The sequence below is a fragment of the Pseudovibrio sp. Ad46 genome (genome assembly GCF_001623065.1).
Lineage (GTDB): Bacteria > Pseudomonadota > Alphaproteobacteria > Rhizobiales > Stappiaceae > Pseudovibrio.
In genome coordinates this window covers 16,202-30,897 of sequence record NZ_LMCG01000054.1, presented here as the reverse complement: position 1 = coordinate 30,897, position 14,696 = coordinate 16,202, and the positions used below count along the sequence as shown (strand labels likewise).

Below are 14,696 nucleotides of genomic sequence, written 5' to 3'. Positions count from 1 at the left end.
GGTGGCCGGAGCGGTGCTGGGGGTCTGGGCAAGCACAAGCAGCGTGGCGGCCGCGCTGCTCCCAAGTTTGCTGCACGCCTCCTGCCATGCTGGTTTTGAGATCCCAAGATATCCTGCTGCCAGTGTTGCGGCCTCGATGACAGAATCCCAATCGGCACCACCGCTCTTTGAGGCATTGCGGATCATATCGCGCAGCATGGGACTGGCACAGGCTAAAACCTGTTTGAGCGTGATGTGCTCGATACCGGAGCTCAGGAGCACGGCTTGTGCTGAAGGCGGTTCAAGACCGGGCAGGGGAGGCGAGTTGGACCTGTCCTCATGTGCAATCGGGTGTTGACGTGCTGGAGCAGCACTTTCACGCTCGATCTTTTCAAGAGCCCTTTCCGCGTCAGCGGTCAAAGCAATCTTCAAGTCATTGCCGGCAGGCAGTGTCCGCTCACTACTTCTTTCGTTAGAAAGTGTTTGTTTTGTATTGCTTGTATTTATGTGTCGGAACTGGATTTCCGACCTGTCGGAAGTTTTCTTCCGACCAAAGGTGTTTTGAGGTTCGGATTCCGCTGCTGGATCGTCCTCGATCTGGTCAATGGAAGAGGGGTCACGCACCTCATGAAACGCTGCGATCAGCTGCAAGAACTGCTTGCTCCATTGCAACAGCTGGGTGATGGTCAAGCGCGCCTCGATACGGCGCGGCAATGACAGCAACAGCTTTTGCGCATCCCCTGCAGCTGGGTGGTCTGGATGCAAGGTCAGCTGCTCTCTTAAGACCTTTTTGTGAAGCAGCAGCGTTGTCTTTTGCTGTTTCCAGACAAGGGCGCGCTGCTCCAGTTCTTGCGCCATGCGGTAAAGGCGCTTGTAACTTGCGGCCAGAGGGGCAAGATTGACACCGAACGCCTGCAGGAGCTCGCCAGTTGCTGAGCGATGGCCGAACCGGCGCAGGTTGCCGCTGTCGTGCCAGCACACCAAACCAGCACGATTTAAGGCCCGCTCGATGTTGAGCACCTGGCGCTCGCAGATTGAACGCTTGTTGGCGGTCGCGATTACCGTCAGATAGACAATCGGATTGCTGCCGCTCTGCCAATCCTGATCGCGGGTATAGCCCACGAGGAATTCCAGGTGCGCAACTTGTGTTGCGGTCAAGCCAAGCTCGCGTTGCAACCTCTTCACCAGCGAGAGCACATCCCACCGGCTCACACCGACCGGCAGACCAGTAAAACCTCTGGCCGCGACTTCTGCCTTCTCATTCTGCTGGCGCGATGTGTTGCCGATTCCAAACACTGCCGCTGCCTCATCTGGCATATAGGCATCAATAAACATTCCAAATATTCCGTCTTCACTGGAAGCGTTGAGCCAATTTCAGAGTGAGTTCTCCTGTTCGCAAAAATTATTGCGTTCTTCACTCTTGCAATTTATGGGAGGGCAACATAGAAATTCAGGTGCTAATCATGATTTCTATGTTGTTCTCCCTGGCGGCTCCTGGCTTCCAGGGTTTACTTTTTTATAGGGCAGTGCCCTGATTGCTTTTATCCTTGAGATTTTCGCTAAATTTCATTCAATTGTTACAAACCCCTTTTCGATTTAAAAAGTACAAGTTTAATCAACTTGTGTGTTACACACATGTAAAGACTGATTTCTGATCAATTATTCATAGGACTTTCGAATAGAGCTATGTATTTCCCTAAGTCTTCGAGTAAACTAATCTCATTCTTACTTATTAATTGAGCATCACTACATTATTGATAATGCCCTCCTTTACTTGAACACATTAACTATACTTGAGTTAGTTGTGAACAAAGATGGAACATGCCCAAGTTTCATTGAGAACTCCCCCAGAGTTTTGTAAACTAAAACCAATGGAGGGACATTCAAATGCGCAGAGTATTCAGACACATAGCTATTGATTTGAGCTGGTTTATTTCGTGGGCCGTGATTTCGGCTCCAGCTTTTGTAATCTTGTTTTATGCTTTGATCCCGGTGACTTCTGCCATTAACAATTATGACTTGCTGCCGTTCCATGTCCCTCACGTCAACGAGCTGTTTGTTCTTTGCGTCCAATTCACGCTCATCCTGTTCCTGGCTTCGATACCGGGCATCTCTGAATTCTTTGATGATATCAGGTTGGGTGCGCGCCGCTGTTCGCAGCGCGAGCTTGATCAGATCGAATCCGCTTTTGCCTATCTGCAACACAGCGCCGATACCAAGAACATCAAACTGCCTCACATTGTGTGGCGAGTGGTTGACGACAAAAGCTACAATGCCTGCGCTTATGGCCGCAACCGGATTGCCATCCATAGGGGCGCTCTTTTTGATACCAAATTTCGCGAGCACGGCCTTGAAGAACTGGCTGGGCTTCTTGCTCACGAGATAGCTCATTTGCGGTATTGGGACACAAAACACGCGGTAATATCGGCTGCAATCTTCACGCCGTTCAATGTGCTTTTGTTTTTTGCAAATCTCTTCAAAAGTGTACCAATCCTCAATCTGGTCGTGATGTTCTTCTTCTTTCCTTGCAGCCTGATTATCGGGATCGGAAATCGTATCCCGGCCCTGACCTCTCGTATGGCTGAGTATCGCGCCGATGAGTTTGCTCAAATGCTGCTTGGAAAAGACTGCATGTGTCAGGTCTTTAACAGCATAGGCGATGAACGGGGCGGCACGAACATCATGGCTCACTACCTGACCTCCCATCCCCCGACTGAACTGCGTCATAACAATTTGCAGCTGCGATCTGATTATCGTGCTCAATTCAATGCTCCTCCCTCTGAGGATCTCCTCGCCCGCTTCCGCAAGCATTAAAATGCCTTGCCAAACATAGTCTTCATCCTGTCCCTCTTGCCGCTAGCACCACCAGCAAGTCGGGCAGGGCGCTTTATCTGTCCCGGCCTTTGTCTTTGACCTTGTCGTTGTCAGGCCGCTTAGCCTTGTGCTGCTTTTGCTTTTGCAGTTTCACTCCAAAATGCTTCTCCAGCAGTCCTGGTTGTCGTCTTGACCCAAGTCCCATCAGGGACAACATGGCCTCTTCCCCTTTAAGCATCTCGATGGCCGCATGATTGAGCTGGGCGTAATCCGTTAGAAACGACTTCCAACTGTGTTTGCGTTTGCGCTTGGGTTTACTGAGCTGATCGGTGAACTTCTCCCAAAGATCGGTTTCCCGGTGCCGGTCATAAAGCGGCCTGCGTTCATAGCGGTCCTTGCGCTTAGCCTGAGAGAGATCTTTCTCCGCTGCCTGATAGGGGCCGAACTTGTCTTCCAATGCCTTTTTAGAAAAGTCACGGTGAACCGTGCTGGCTTTTTCCGAACGCGGGCCGTCCAGCTCCTTGAACACCAGGCCATTGCCACGCGGCTTCAGCTCCAGCGAATACGCCGCAAGGCCCTCGTGAAGTTCGGGCCACGTTTTGGCACTCTCCCGGATCTTCAAGAGTTCAGGCTTGTAATCCTTCACATAAGTGGAGAAGGAGACCTCATAGGTGTTGGCCTCATAATCCCTTGCCTTTGGATTGGTCTTCTCCAGCACTTCGCCCTTGGCGTTGGTGCGGGTCAGGCCGTATTTCACCTCCATCTCAAGACGGGTGCGCTCCAGAGCATCAAAATCCATATAGGGCGTGTGGACCTTATAGGTTTTGGGATGAATCCGGTTGATCGCCACGTGCATGTGGTAATTGTCTGTATTGGTGTGCGTGCCGATGATGCGCTCATGCTCTTCAAAGCCAAGCGCCTCGGCGAAAGACTTTTCGATATCCCTCAACGCCGCCAGCTCGGGCACTTCCCCTTCCGCAAATGAGATCACCAGGTGATAGGAGCGGTCGCCCTTCACACGGGTGTTGTGCTTTTGCGTGTTCTCAATCTCGACAATGGCAAGCTCCAGTTCGTCTTTGGTGCTTGCCAACTCGCAATTCTCAATCCAAAGATCGCCCAGCTTCTCATTGTCTTCCCTGGCAGCAGCCACATAACGCGCCAGCGCCTTAAAAGAGTTCTGTCCGGATTTACGGTCTATCTTGTGTGCAATCATGGATCAGAGCGCCATTACTTTTGCTTTGAGCGCGCTCTGCGTATCGCGAATATCGTGCAAGAGCTTTTCCATCTCGCCGTGATTGGCCCTGAGCGCCATATCGGCCAGTCCAGCGTTCAAAAGGTTGCCCAACCGCGCCTGGTCGTGATTGACCTTCTTCAGCTCATCAATGGCGGTTAGTTTTGCCGGGTCCGGATGGGCAACGTTTTCATAAACGTAGGCAACGTAATGACCGTATTTCCAGTTCAGCTTTTTGGCCCGCACTTTGATATCAGCAATCACGCTGAGCGGCATGTACAGGTTGAACGCTGCCGTTTTCTCATTCTTTCCTCTTCCGAACTTAAAACCTGTCTTGTCGATTTTCATAAGCTCATCTCCATCTCACGGCTTTGCTGTTTAGATTTTGTGGTATCGATCTGAAGCTCCTGCGCGTTTCCCAGGCTTAACGCTGCCCGAGTGCGTGTGAGGAACTGGAAGACTGCTTTGTCGTGTCCGCGCACCACACACAGATCATTCCAGTCCGTCAGACCTTTTGCTTTTTCAGAGCTGGTAAGGGGAGGGGCCACCACATACCCGCCAACGGCCTTTGCTGCCTCGCTTGCCTTCTCCAGTCCCTTGTTGGGCAATGGATTTTCGCGAAGGGGCAAATGATGGTCATCATCTGCTGCAAACAGCATGGTCACGTTGGGGTATTTCTCACGCAGCGCTGTGGCAACCTTGACCAGATTGTCACCATCAAACGTCACGATGACTGGCTTGTTTGTGAGTTTGTGAACGGACGCACCGGTCGCATAGCCTTCTGCAAAGACGAGCGTATCTCCCTGTCCCAGCTTGTCCGCATCGTTTAAGTAACGCCCTGGATCAATGGCATGGAACAGCCCTTCTTTGCGGCCATGTTTGAGATAGTGTTTGTCTTCGCCTACGAACTGCAGCGAGTGGATTTTAAGATCCGTATCGCGCAAAGGCACGACCATGCGCGCATCTTTATCCAGCTTCACACCATAGCCACGAACGTTTTTTCGGCTCAAATACTCGCAGTTTTCCGGATTGGCCCAGTCCTTAAGGTTGGCCCAGATCCCATAGGCTGTCTTCGCAGCTTTCTCCTGATCCAGTTTCCGCTCATCTGCCCGCTCGATTGAAGCCTTTTTCCCCGCTTCAATGGCCCGCCCAACTTCATCCTTTGAAAGCTGCTGCCCGTCAAACGTCCAGCTCTCCTGAGTTCCTTTAAAATTATGCAGCATGCCATTTGGAACAGCGCCATCGAGAAAGCCACGATAAGAGGCGTTCTTGACCTTCTTCTCGCCAGCAATGGCAATGCGGTGCCATTTACCATCCATCTGCGCCAAGCCCTGCAGATCCATGCCTTGTGCCCGGAGCCAATCGCTGAATTCCCCTTGCGGATCGCGGTTTTGTTCAGCAGCAGGCGCTTTGCCTTCCACCGACCATTTCATCGTTGCCTTCGCGACTTTGGCGTTTGGCGCAAACCAGCTCTTGGCTTTGCGATCAAACCTGGCACCAAGTTTCTTAGCAGGCTCGCGCTCATCAAACGGAACGGCCAGATAGGTCCGCTCCGGCTTGTTTGAGTTTGCAGGCTCACTCGGCGTTCCTTCATCTGCTTGGCGAGCATGCGGGTGGGCATTCTGGCGGGCAGGGGCCTTGGTTTCACTCTGTGCCATGGTGGATCTCCTCAGGGTTTAAAACGACGACAAGAAAGAGACTTTTTGAGCTCATGACCCGCCTGCCTTGCTGTCAAAGGGCACGCCTTCAGCAACTCGGCTGAGGGGGCCAAGAAATGGATTGCTCTGAGTTGCAGTCTCGGATTTGCAAGTCTCAGCCTCAAAAGCTTCCTGGATCACCTCTGGCGCGACCTGTTTATCCATATCTGGCTTGGGTGAGGGCTCTGGCGTTCCAACTTGCGCAGGCGAAGTCGGTCCATCTTCAGCAGGGTGAGCACTGTTGCCGCTCTCAATCTGAACCCCTGCTTTGACGTTGCCAGAAGGTTTCAGTTTAGAGCGGGCACTCAGATCCTCATCCTGGAAATAAAGGTATTGCTGGCCCTTGATGGTGGGTTTTCCTGCGGTAAACACCAACACCTCACCGGGACCGACAACCCTGCCGTCCTCATCGTATTTGAGGCCGGGAAGCAGCATGCATTCATCGGGCGTCATCAAAGGCCGTGAGGTTTCAGAAACACTTTCCGAAAGACTGGCGCCGCCCCGTTCCAGATTCTTTGACACCGAACGCTTGCGCTGCACCACCGTTGTCTTGCCGGTCATGTCAGAGAGAACCCGAGCCGTCTCGATCTTGTTGGGTGCATAGGCAATACGCACATGGCAGTTGGAGATGATGCTCTCATCACGGGTATAGGCGCTTTGAAGCTGGGTGATATCCTGCGTGATCAGGAAAGCTTTGAGGCCATACCCTGCCATGAAGGCAAGCGAGCTTTCAAAGATGTCCAGCTTGCCGAGCTGCGGAAACTCATCCAGCATCAAAAGCATGCGGTGCTTGTAAAGCGTCTCACCCTCATTATGGGACATTTTAGCTGTCAGGCGCGTGAGCATCTGATTGAGGATGATGCGGATAAGCGCCTTCATGCGCCCAATCTCAGCAGGCGAGAGGACCAGATAGACATTGGTCGGCTGATCCGCGTTCATCAAATCAGCAATGGTAAAATCACAGGCCGATGTGTTTCGCGCTATGATCGGATCTGCAAAGATCGCAAGTTGAGCCGTGGCCGTGGACGAGACACCAGAGCGTTCATTGGCTGCCCGCTTGCGCATGCGTGATGCCCCGCGCCGGACTTCCTTGTCAGCACCCTCATTGCCGTGCTCATAGCCCTCCATGTCGAGCAGCAGCTTTTCAAACCCGTCCTCATCCTTTTTCTTGCCCTCCGCTTTGGCTTTAACAAGCGCATCAAGCTTTAGCTCATCATCACCAGCTTCATCATCACCGACTGACAGGAAGTGGAGCACATCGGCCAGATTAGCCTTGCGCTTTTCCTCATTGCGTACCCGGTAAAGCACATGCAAAATGGCCGTAGACAGCCACGAAAAGCCTTCCTGTTCCCAAAAGTTTTGAAGACCCTTGCCGGAAGTGTCGATGATCATCTTGGCAACGTTCATGCAGTCACCAATCTGGAAATCGGTGTCGATGCGGATCTCTTCTAAGGGGTTGTAACGGGCAGAGCCTTCGGTTGCGGTCGGCTCAAAGTAAAACACGTTCTGGCCTTGCGCCGCTCTCCAACCCGAAGTCTTAGCGTAGTTCTCGCCCTTGATATCAAGGATGATGGTGCTTCCAGGCCATGTCAGCAGGGTCGGGATGACCACGCTGATACCTTTACCGGAACGGGTCGGGGCGAAGGCCAGCACATGTTCAGGCCCGTCATGACGCAGCATGGCCGCGTTTTTGAACTTGTCTTCCAGACCGCCAACAACAACGCCTTTGCCGCGCAGATACCCCATGCCCTTGACTTCACTGTCTTCAGCAAACCGTGCCGTGCCATGCAGCGAGCCTGAATCGCGCTCACCAGAGACCGTTTTGTTACCCGCTTGTTCCATGAGGATGCGACCGACAATCATGGTTATGATCATGGCAATGAACCCGCCGCCAAACGGGATCAGGATCTCATTGGGGAGTTCATTGGTCTCAATGTAAAAGGCATAAAGCCATTTCCACCACGCAGGGTCGGTGGGGTCAAATTCCAGCGTATAATACCAGCCTGCGAGGGTGACGCAGACAAAGGCAAAGATGGAGACAAGAGCGACAACACGAGGGAAAATATGCATCACTGAAGTTTCCCGTCTTTGAGGATGTAGCGCTCGTTCTTGACCTCATAAATGTCAGTGATCTGGCGCACACCGCGCTCAAAACGAGTGATATGGAAGACCACATCCACCAGTGAATTGAAGTAGCTGCGGATGGGCGTGGCAACGCCTCCGGACAGGTCAATATTGGATTGAAATCGATCTACGACCATCTCGGCGCGGTCGGCGTGAATGGTGCACATCCAGCCCTTTGCGCCGGTGTTCAAAACATTCAAAGCTGAGTACGCATTTTGAACGGAGATCTCGGAGAAGATGATGCGGTCGGGAGAGATACGCATTTTGTGATCGAACAGCTGCGGCCAGGTTTGCAAACCAGCTCCTTGTGAAGCCTCACGCGATGCAAACAGCGCTGACCCATTCCAGAAGCGCTCAATCTCCAGTTCTGGTGTGTCCTCACAAGACACAACGCGCTCATCAACGGGCAACAAGCCAAGCAGCTTGTTCAAGAGTGTGGTCTTACCCGTGTTTGTCGAGCCGGAAATCGCAATATTCCAGCGCTTATGCATAGCTTCACTGATGTAATCGATCATCTTTTGGCGAAGCCCCATGTCCTCAAATTTGACCTCATAGGGGTGCTTGCAGCGCACGGCCATAGACAAGCCGGTGAGCGTGCTTGGCCCAATCAGGCATTCAAAACGATGGCGCTCAGGAAGCGACACAGAGAGCTTTGGGTGCGTACCTTCAGAAAACTTCAGGCCGTTGTAGTTGGCAAGCGCTTGACAGATCCGGCGAACCTGCGTGAAGCCAATACCTGGGGCATCAAGCTGTTGCAGATCAGCTTTGCGATGCTCCAGAACAAACGTTTCTGGCCGCGTCTGACGCAGCTCTACCACGTTCGGATCATGGTAGATTTGTGATAAAGGTTCCATAAGCTTCATTATCAGTCGATCAGACATAACTTACCCATTCACCCTGAGGATTGCCTCTGGGAGTTACTTTCAAACCATTGGTGTTGCTTGCGTTTTAAGAGTTAAGGAGGATCTGGCAGATCCATGACCTCGGCCTGCCAGATCCTTTGCGTATACTTAGACGTTCATCAGCATTCTTCGCCGCCATCCCCTCTTGAGGTCACGGTATTAGACGTGTTTCTTTGTGAAACCGTCTTCCACTTTGAATAGAACACTTCACCTGCCGGATTAGTCTTTTTATCCCGCGTATAGGTCTTAAAGAGATTGGTTGCTGTGAATGTAGCAGTGTTGCAACGATTGCTTCTTTTGGCACCAGTTGCTGTGTATGGACCGTTTCTATGTGGGCCGTCGTTAGAGTAAGCCCTGTTCTTATCTTTGTCCTCTAAATAGCCCCAACTTGCACGGTTGCTCGTAAACGACACACTCACCCAGCGCTCTTCGATCTCCTGCTGATAGGTGCACCGATCACCTTCATTCACAGGAGTGCCGTCGCTGACAGCCACATAATGCTTGCTTCCATCTGGCCGTTCATAAGCTTGTTTACGCTTGACAGGAACCATCGCATTACATCCGTCATAATAACGCTCTGAGGTGTCTTCATCTTCTTCAACACTCTTCTTCTTGTAAGCAACGTATTGTGCGCCAGGCAGAAGCTTCTTAGTTGCAATGGTGTAACTTAAGCCATCCACTCTGATCGAAACGTCAGACAGTGGCCGTGCTTTGCGCTTGGGATCATCATATTTCCAGGAAGATGTCTCAGCGATATGCGTATAATTCGTATCGCTCTTCTGGCAGCTACCCACATAGATCCTGTCTGGATTGGTGTAATAAAAACGCTCCAGTCCGGTAGACACGCCAGCAGTGAAATCATGCGTAAAGTCTGCTGGACTGATACACCCTTCAATGGTTGGCTTGCACTGATAGCCTTCCTCAAAGACTTCCCCATCCCCCAATGGGACCTCCAAGCGGGTGCTGTCCGGACGCTCAAAAACATCTGTCAGCTTAGTCGGGATAAAGGCATAGCAACCCTCAAAGTAGCGCCCTGAAGCAACCTGCTCGGCTTCCGTTTCCAGCTTGGTGTAAGCAACTTCAGGTGCCCCAGGCAGCATCATGTTTGAAGCAATCGGGTAGACCTGACCGGCCACATTGATCGACACATCAGAAAGAGGCTGGGCCACTTTTTTCTCGTCATTGTGCTTCCACGATGACACATCCACATTGTGAACGTATGTTGTCCCGCCCTGCTGACAGGAACTTACATATTCACGGGTCGGGTTCTCAAAATAGTGCCGCTCCAGGCCATAAGAGACACCAGCTGCAATGTCGTGATTGAACTCAGCTGGATTGATGCAGCCTTCTGTGGTGGATTTGATCTCAATCGAGGCATTTGAATCTGGTGTGCACTGATCAATATACTGAGACGCGCCGCCCACTGTAATTTGCGTGCGGTACTGAGGAATTGCTCTGCGCCCGCTCAGATCCACCATGGTCTGGCAGATATCAACGCCGTTCTTTTTAAAGACCTTCTCATGCGGATAGGTGTTTTCAGTCACCGAGCAAGGCGAGGCCTGGAAGAACTGCTCGTCCTTTTGATAGATCCACATTGCCATTTCAGTTGAAAGGGAATTGCCGAAATCATGACGGATGGAACAGCCGTCTGTGACCTGCGCCATCTTGATTGGCTGGTAGAATTCAGAGCGTTCACAACTACGAACGGTCTGCAGATTGTTGTTGCCATCGGTGTAGACCATGGAGGTTTCAATATAGGCCATACCCGCTTCCAGATCGATATCAATCGGGCAGCTGTCATCCTCGGTAATAGAGAACGTTGTATCGGGATCAGGCTGACAATCAGAAAGCTGGATGCGCTCCTGCTGGCTGTTGACGTAATATTCGAGATATTGCGGCTTTGCGATCCGGGCAGTCACATCGATCTTGTCATCACAGGTTGCCCCGCTTTTCTGGATCGTGAAATTGGTCCCGCTGTCTGAACACGCGCTTTCCTCAACCACAATGCCTTTTTTGAGCGTTTGCGTCTTGCTTTGAACCCGCACTTGTCCCTGATTGCGGTCAATGACCGGCGAGCACCCCTCAAAGGTCACACGGATTTCTTCTGGCACATCCTCAGGAGCGTCTTTTTCTTCCACCTCTTTGCGATCAGGTGTTTCATAGCCGTTCTGACCAGGCGTCTCACCACCATCTGAAGAGCCTGACCCGGCACCGGACCCGCCGTTCTCATCGCGCTCAACGTCCTCGTATTTCTCCTCGTCCTCTTCCTTGTCCTTGTCTTTGTCGTCCTCAGGCTCTTCTTGCGCATTGAGCTTTTTAAGCGCTGCGATCAGCTCTTCTTCATTGCCCGATACATCAAGTGTTTCTTCCGGATCAATCACATCCTCTTCAACGTCGAACTGAGAAGAAAAGTTTTCTGCATTGAGTTCAACAAAACGCTCGCCCTTTGTCAGACGTGTGAGCACAGCTTGCCCGATCTTCTTCCCATCATGCATGACATATTGGGAGAAGCCCTCTGCGCTCACACCGGCAACGGAAACCTCATCCTTGTTGACCCCAGCGGTGAACTGAGGAGCCTTCTTGATCTGCAGGGCAAGCTCAACCGCTTTGCCCTCAAAAATGGGTGTGGTCTGCTTCACAGCAACAGCAAACAGCTTTTCACGAAGTGCAGCGGTGGCCTGCGCCGCACTCGTTCCTTGCTGACCTATCTGGCCTTGCTGACCGATCTGGCCTTGCTTGCCTGCCCCGGCCGCCTGAGCGGCGGGTGTTGGAGGGGCCGCTGTTTGGGAGAACCCGGCTGCTGTACTTGTCAGCAACATGGCCCCTGTCAGAGAAAGTCTTAAAATATTCCGCATCTAAATAACCTCACATTACTGCTGGGTAGGTGGAGCCAGGTACCAGTCATATTCAGGTCTGATCTGAACTCTGGTGCCCTGGGAAATACGGATGACCGGCCTTAAATTGACCGTGTCTTCCATAAACTTTGCCGACAACTCGCCAACGTTCTCCGAGATGCCTGTCAGGGCAGAAGCAATCGTGTCGGAGCCCTCTAAGCCATAGGCAGAGGCCATGGTGACAGCAGATTCAACGCCCGCGCCAATGGCAACGGTGGTCACAGCAGTGCCGTATTTCTCCCACCAGCGATTATCGACGTGGCCGGACATGCCGCCATACCCTTGCGCATCACCAACTTTGGCTTTGAGCTGGTAGATTTCAGCACGGCTCTCAGCCATGAGAACGCGCTCGCACTGGAAGCCAATACGGGTCTGTCCAACCTTCTTGGCGCTCTCATAGCGGCAGATCATGCGGCTTCCCTTTGGAACCAGAAGATTGGCCCCGTGATAGCCGTAAACATCCCGGCTCACCTGAATGACGACCGTGCCCTCATCAGCAAGCTGGCTGTTAATGCCGGTTTCCATGATGCCGGTGATGTAGCGATCAGCTGTCACAATCCGACTGTTGTCAACCGCACTGGTGGAGATCCGGCCAGACGCCTTGTAGGTGCTGTTTTGCGGGTCGATGCCTTCCGGGGGACTGAAGGAACCGGATAGTCCACCTGCAGGAGGTACGTTGAGCGCCGCTGTGCGCGTTAGACCTTCATCAAGACCTGGAACATTGCCCTCTAACCCGTTTGCCAACACACCTCGCGAGGTGATGTAGCCTTGTGTCCCAAAGCGGGCGGCTCGTGCTGCTTGCAGTTCCAGCTCAAACGGGCTGGGATCTTTGGGTTTTGGAGGCTCAATGATCTTCTCAACCGTGATGTATTCTTTCTTGATGATCGTTCTGGGCGGTGCGTCCTTGCTGACTTCCTTTTCAACCACGATGGGAGGAGCCATGATGATGCGCGGCGGCGGCGGTGCTGGCGGTATCACCGGCTTTGGAGCCGGTGGGCGCTTATACTCAAACACACCATCATCATTTGGAGGCAAACCACGAGAGAGAACCGGCTCAGGGACACACGCCCCACCAAAACTCAATCCAACCGCAAGGAATAACTCACATACACTCATGTTAGTTACCCTTGTACTGGATACACATGTAGGACTGACCGGATTTTAAGGTGATGAGTTTGCTGGTGTTCTCAATGATGTATGCCTTGCCGGACACGCGGGTATTGACCAGTTCATCAATCCCATCGACCACCACATACGCGGTCGGCAACTCCAGATCATTCCATTTGTCGCCGTAAAAAATGTAGGTGAAGTGATCATCACGCAGCACCAGTTCCGGCTTTAACGAGTTGTCAGATCCCCAAAGCTTGTATTCACCCCATCCGCGCAGTTTGGACGGGTCAATGTTGGCGCGTTTGACATAATCGCCCGGCACCTTCTGTGTCTCGTCGCCCTTGGGAGTATAAGCAGGCATATTCATCAAGGGCACTGGCGATCCCCCTGCTGCAACTTCGATCAAAGCCGATTGCACCAATCGGGGTTTTTCGATCTTGAATTGCAGATCCGGAATATGCTTTGAATTGACGGTTTCTGCACGCAGGTAAAAACTGAACACTCTGCCATCTTCAGCATAGACCTGCAGGGAGCTGTCAACGCCTGCTGCCAAAGGCTTGATGACCAACGTGGTGTCATTGCGCACTTTGGTGTCAAACAAGTTCACATCCGCCACATCCGCGTTTTTAATCTTAACGTCTTCAGGCAGCTGGATCACGGTGAGCATGAACTCGCGAAGACGGACCCGGTAAACGCAGGTTCCGCATTCAACCTGCGTGTGAACGCCGCCATCCTTGCCAGCCTTATCCCAGGCCTTCTGGATCTGGCCCAATGGCACGGTCGTGCGGTTCAGGGGACCAAACTGGCCGCGCCGCTGTGCAGCTGCTTGTTTGAGCGCATCCTGCGGCACACTGGCAGCAACATTTGACGCTACCTGCTGACCCTGCGCAACCCGCTGGTTTGGTGTTTGAGGACCGCGATCCAATGAGGTCTGGGCAAGAGCGGTGTTTGAAACAAGTAATGTGACAAGAAATAGAGAAATACGGGGGCTCATGTGGTCGGTCTTTCCTGAACAGCCAATTTTAAGATGCGAATGCCGAGGGGGTTCTCAAACCGCTCCACGCTGGTGACTTCTTGCGGGCGTGTGGTCATTTCCACATAGGCGCGAAGTCTGGATTGCTCAGGCTTTGCCCTGCCGATCCTGTCTGTCTGGATGAAGTCAACGGCGTATTGGTAGATCCCGCCATAGGCATCGACCTGGTTGGCGCTTTCAACGGTGATCGAGCGGTTCAAACCATCTTCAATCGCTTCATCAATGCGGCCTTCGTTTTCTTTCAAGAACTGACGGTAAAAGTCCTGATCGGAATACGTGGCGACTTCCTGAAATCTCGAACTTTGAGAGATCGGGTCAACGGCGAGGATCTGCGCCACATAGCGCCGTGCCATTTTCTCTAACATCAACTCAAAGCCATCCACCTCAACAGAGATCGGCTCGACCCGGTAAATCCGCTCATCTGCTGGATCAACCCGAAGCAGCGCGATTTCCGTCGTCTTAAGGGGCAGGGCAACCGCAATGGCCTGCAGGGCCAACGCCAGACACACGCCCAAAACAACATTGAGACCGGCTGAGATCCTGAACAGCGTCACCATGCGCCGATGGGCGCTTTTATAGGCGAACGGATCTGCATCCAGCACTGCCTTGCGCTGTGCCTGGTCTTTATCAGGAACGCCCACATCAGGCGCGTTGTCCTGAACAGGGACCGCAAGTCCTTGATGCAGTGCCCCCTTAGGCTCGCTCTTTCCCTTGTCTTGCCGCCTTCTTTTAAACATGGGCCGCCTCCACCCACTCAAAGCTTTGCGGCTGGTAGTCCAGATCTACGCAGGCACAGGGCGAGGGACGCATTTCGTCCGTATCAACCGGGGCGTAGGGCATTTCTGCATTGGAGGCGCAGCCAGCCAGAAACAAGACAAGGGAAAGCGTGAAGAGGAACGGTTTGCTCATGAT

12 protein-coding genes are annotated in these 14,696 nt (G+C 52.5%); all 12 read right to left on the bottom strand.

The window, feature by feature from the left end:
* On the bottom strand, window positions 1-1,314 hold a 1,314-nt coding region (gene repC / locus PsAD46_RS17125; RefSeq protein ID WP_063307463.1), incomplete at its 3' end, for a replication initiation protein RepC.
* Between the two features lie 435 nt (window positions 1,315-1,749).
* Window positions 1,750-2,790 carry a hypothetical protein gene (locus PsAD46_RS28620; RefSeq protein ID WP_244273222.1) on the bottom strand — a complete coding sequence of 347 codons (1,041 nt, stop codon included), beginning with the start codon at window positions 2,788-2,790 and terminating at the stop codon, window positions 1,750-1,752.
* Between the two features lie 76 nt (window positions 2,791-2,866).
* Window positions 2,867-4,006, bottom strand: a complete 1,140-nt coding sequence (gene traI, locus PsAD46_RS17115) for a TraI/MobA(P) family conjugative relaxase (RefSeq protein WP_063307462.1) — start codon at window positions 4,004-4,006, stop codon at window positions 2,867-2,869.
* Window positions 4,007-4,009: 3 nt separating this feature from the next.
* Window positions 4,010-4,372 carry a hypothetical protein gene (locus tag PsAD46_RS17110; RefSeq protein ID WP_063307461.1) on the bottom strand — a complete coding sequence of 121 codons (363 nt, stop codon included), beginning with the start codon at window positions 4,370-4,372 and terminating at the stop codon, window positions 4,010-4,012.
* The gene (locus PsAD46_RS17105; protein ID WP_063307460.1) at window positions 4,369-5,682 is read right to left on the bottom strand and encodes a DUF5710 domain-containing protein; all 1,314 of its coding nucleotides are present in this window, start codon (window positions 5,680-5,682) and stop codon (window positions 4,369-4,371) included. The genes PsAD46_RS17110 and PsAD46_RS17105 overlap by 4 nt, the downstream gene beginning before the upstream one ends.
* Window positions 5,683-5,733: 51 nt before the next feature.
* A complete protein-coding gene (locus tag PsAD46_RS17100; RefSeq protein WP_084404446.1) occupies window positions 5,734-7,791 on the bottom strand; it encodes a type IV secretory system conjugative DNA transfer family protein in 2,058 nt (685 codons plus the stop codon).
* A complete protein-coding gene (locus tag PsAD46_RS17095; RefSeq protein WP_063307459.1) occupies window positions 7,791-8,726 on the bottom strand; it encodes an ATPase, T2SS/T4P/T4SS family in 936 nt (311 codons plus the stop codon). The genes PsAD46_RS17100 and PsAD46_RS17095 overlap by 1 nt, the downstream gene beginning before the upstream one ends.
* Window positions 8,727-8,866: 140 nt before the next feature.
* On the bottom strand, window positions 8,867-11,602 hold the full coding sequence (locus PsAD46_RS17090; RefSeq protein ID WP_153040772.1) for a hypothetical protein: 2,736 nt from the start codon (window positions 11,600-11,602) through the stop codon (window positions 8,867-8,869).
* Window positions 11,603-11,617: 15 nt separating this feature from the next.
* Window positions 11,618-12,757, bottom strand: a complete 1,140-nt coding sequence (locus tag PsAD46_RS17085; protein ID WP_063291665.1) for a TrbI/VirB10 family protein — start codon at window positions 12,755-12,757, stop codon at window positions 11,618-11,620.
* A gap of 1 nt (window position 12,758) precedes the next feature.
* On the bottom strand, window positions 12,759-13,745 hold the full coding sequence (locus PsAD46_RS17080) for a TrbG/VirB9 family P-type conjugative transfer protein (protein WP_063291664.1): 987 nt from the start codon (window positions 13,743-13,745) through the stop codon (window positions 12,759-12,761).
* Entirely contained in the window at window positions 13,742-14,521 is a 780-nt protein-coding gene (locus tag PsAD46_RS17075; RefSeq protein WP_063291663.1) for a VirB8/TrbF family protein, read from the bottom strand. Before PsAD46_RS17075 ends, PsAD46_RS17080 begins: the two co-directional genes overlap by 4 nt.
* Entirely contained in the window at window positions 14,514-14,693 is a 180-nt protein-coding gene (locus PsAD46_RS17070; RefSeq protein ID WP_063291662.1) for a hypothetical protein, read from the bottom strand. The genes PsAD46_RS17075 and PsAD46_RS17070 overlap by 8 nt, the downstream gene beginning before the upstream one ends.
* Between the last annotated feature and the right edge of the window lie 3 nt (window positions 14,694-14,696).

What these genes read in the sequence shown, in the direction of transcription:
- PsAD46_RS17100 (WP_084404446.1), bottom strand. Translation starts at nt 7,791, where the DNA reads ATGCATATTTTCCCTCGTGTTGTCGCTCTTGTCTCCATCTTTGCCTTT.
- PsAD46_RS17110 (WP_063307461.1), bottom strand. Translation starts at nt 4,372, where the DNA reads ATGAAAATCGACAAGACAGGTTTTAAGTTCGGAAGAGGAAAGAATGAG.
- traI (WP_063307462.1), bottom strand. Translation starts at nt 4,006, where the DNA reads ATGATTGCACACAAGATAGACCGTAAATCCGGACAGAACTCTTTTAAG.
- PsAD46_RS17085 (WP_063291665.1), bottom strand. Translation starts at nt 12,757, where the DNA reads ATGAGTGTATGTGAGTTATTCCTTGCGGTTGGATTGAGTTTTGGTGGG.
- PsAD46_RS28620 (WP_244273222.1), bottom strand. Translation starts at nt 2,790, where the DNA reads ATGCTTGCGGAAGCGGGCGAGGAGATCCTCAGAGGGAGGAGCATTGAA.
- PsAD46_RS17095 (WP_063307459.1), bottom strand. Translation starts at nt 8,726, where the DNA reads ATGTCTGATCGACTGATAATGAAGCTTATGGAACCTTTATCACAAATC.
- PsAD46_RS17080 (WP_063291664.1), bottom strand. Translation starts at nt 13,745, where the DNA reads ATGAGCCCCCGTATTTCTCTATTTCTTGTCACATTACTTGTTTCAAAC.
- PsAD46_RS17075 (WP_063291663.1), bottom strand. Translation starts at nt 14,521, where the DNA reads ATGTTTAAAAGAAGGCGGCAAGACAAGGGAAAGAGCGAGCCTAAGGGG.
- PsAD46_RS17105 (WP_063307460.1), bottom strand. Translation starts at nt 5,682, where the DNA reads ATGGCACAGAGTGAAACCAAGGCCCCTGCCCGCCAGAATGCCCACCCG.
- PsAD46_RS17070 (WP_063291662.1), bottom strand. Translation starts at nt 14,693, where the DNA reads ATGAGCAAACCGTTCCTCTTCACGCTTTCCCTTGTCTTGTTTCTGGCT.
- PsAD46_RS17090 (WP_153040772.1), bottom strand. Translation starts at nt 11,602, where the DNA reads ATGCGGAATATTTTAAGACTTTCTCTGACAGGGGCCATGTTGCTGACA.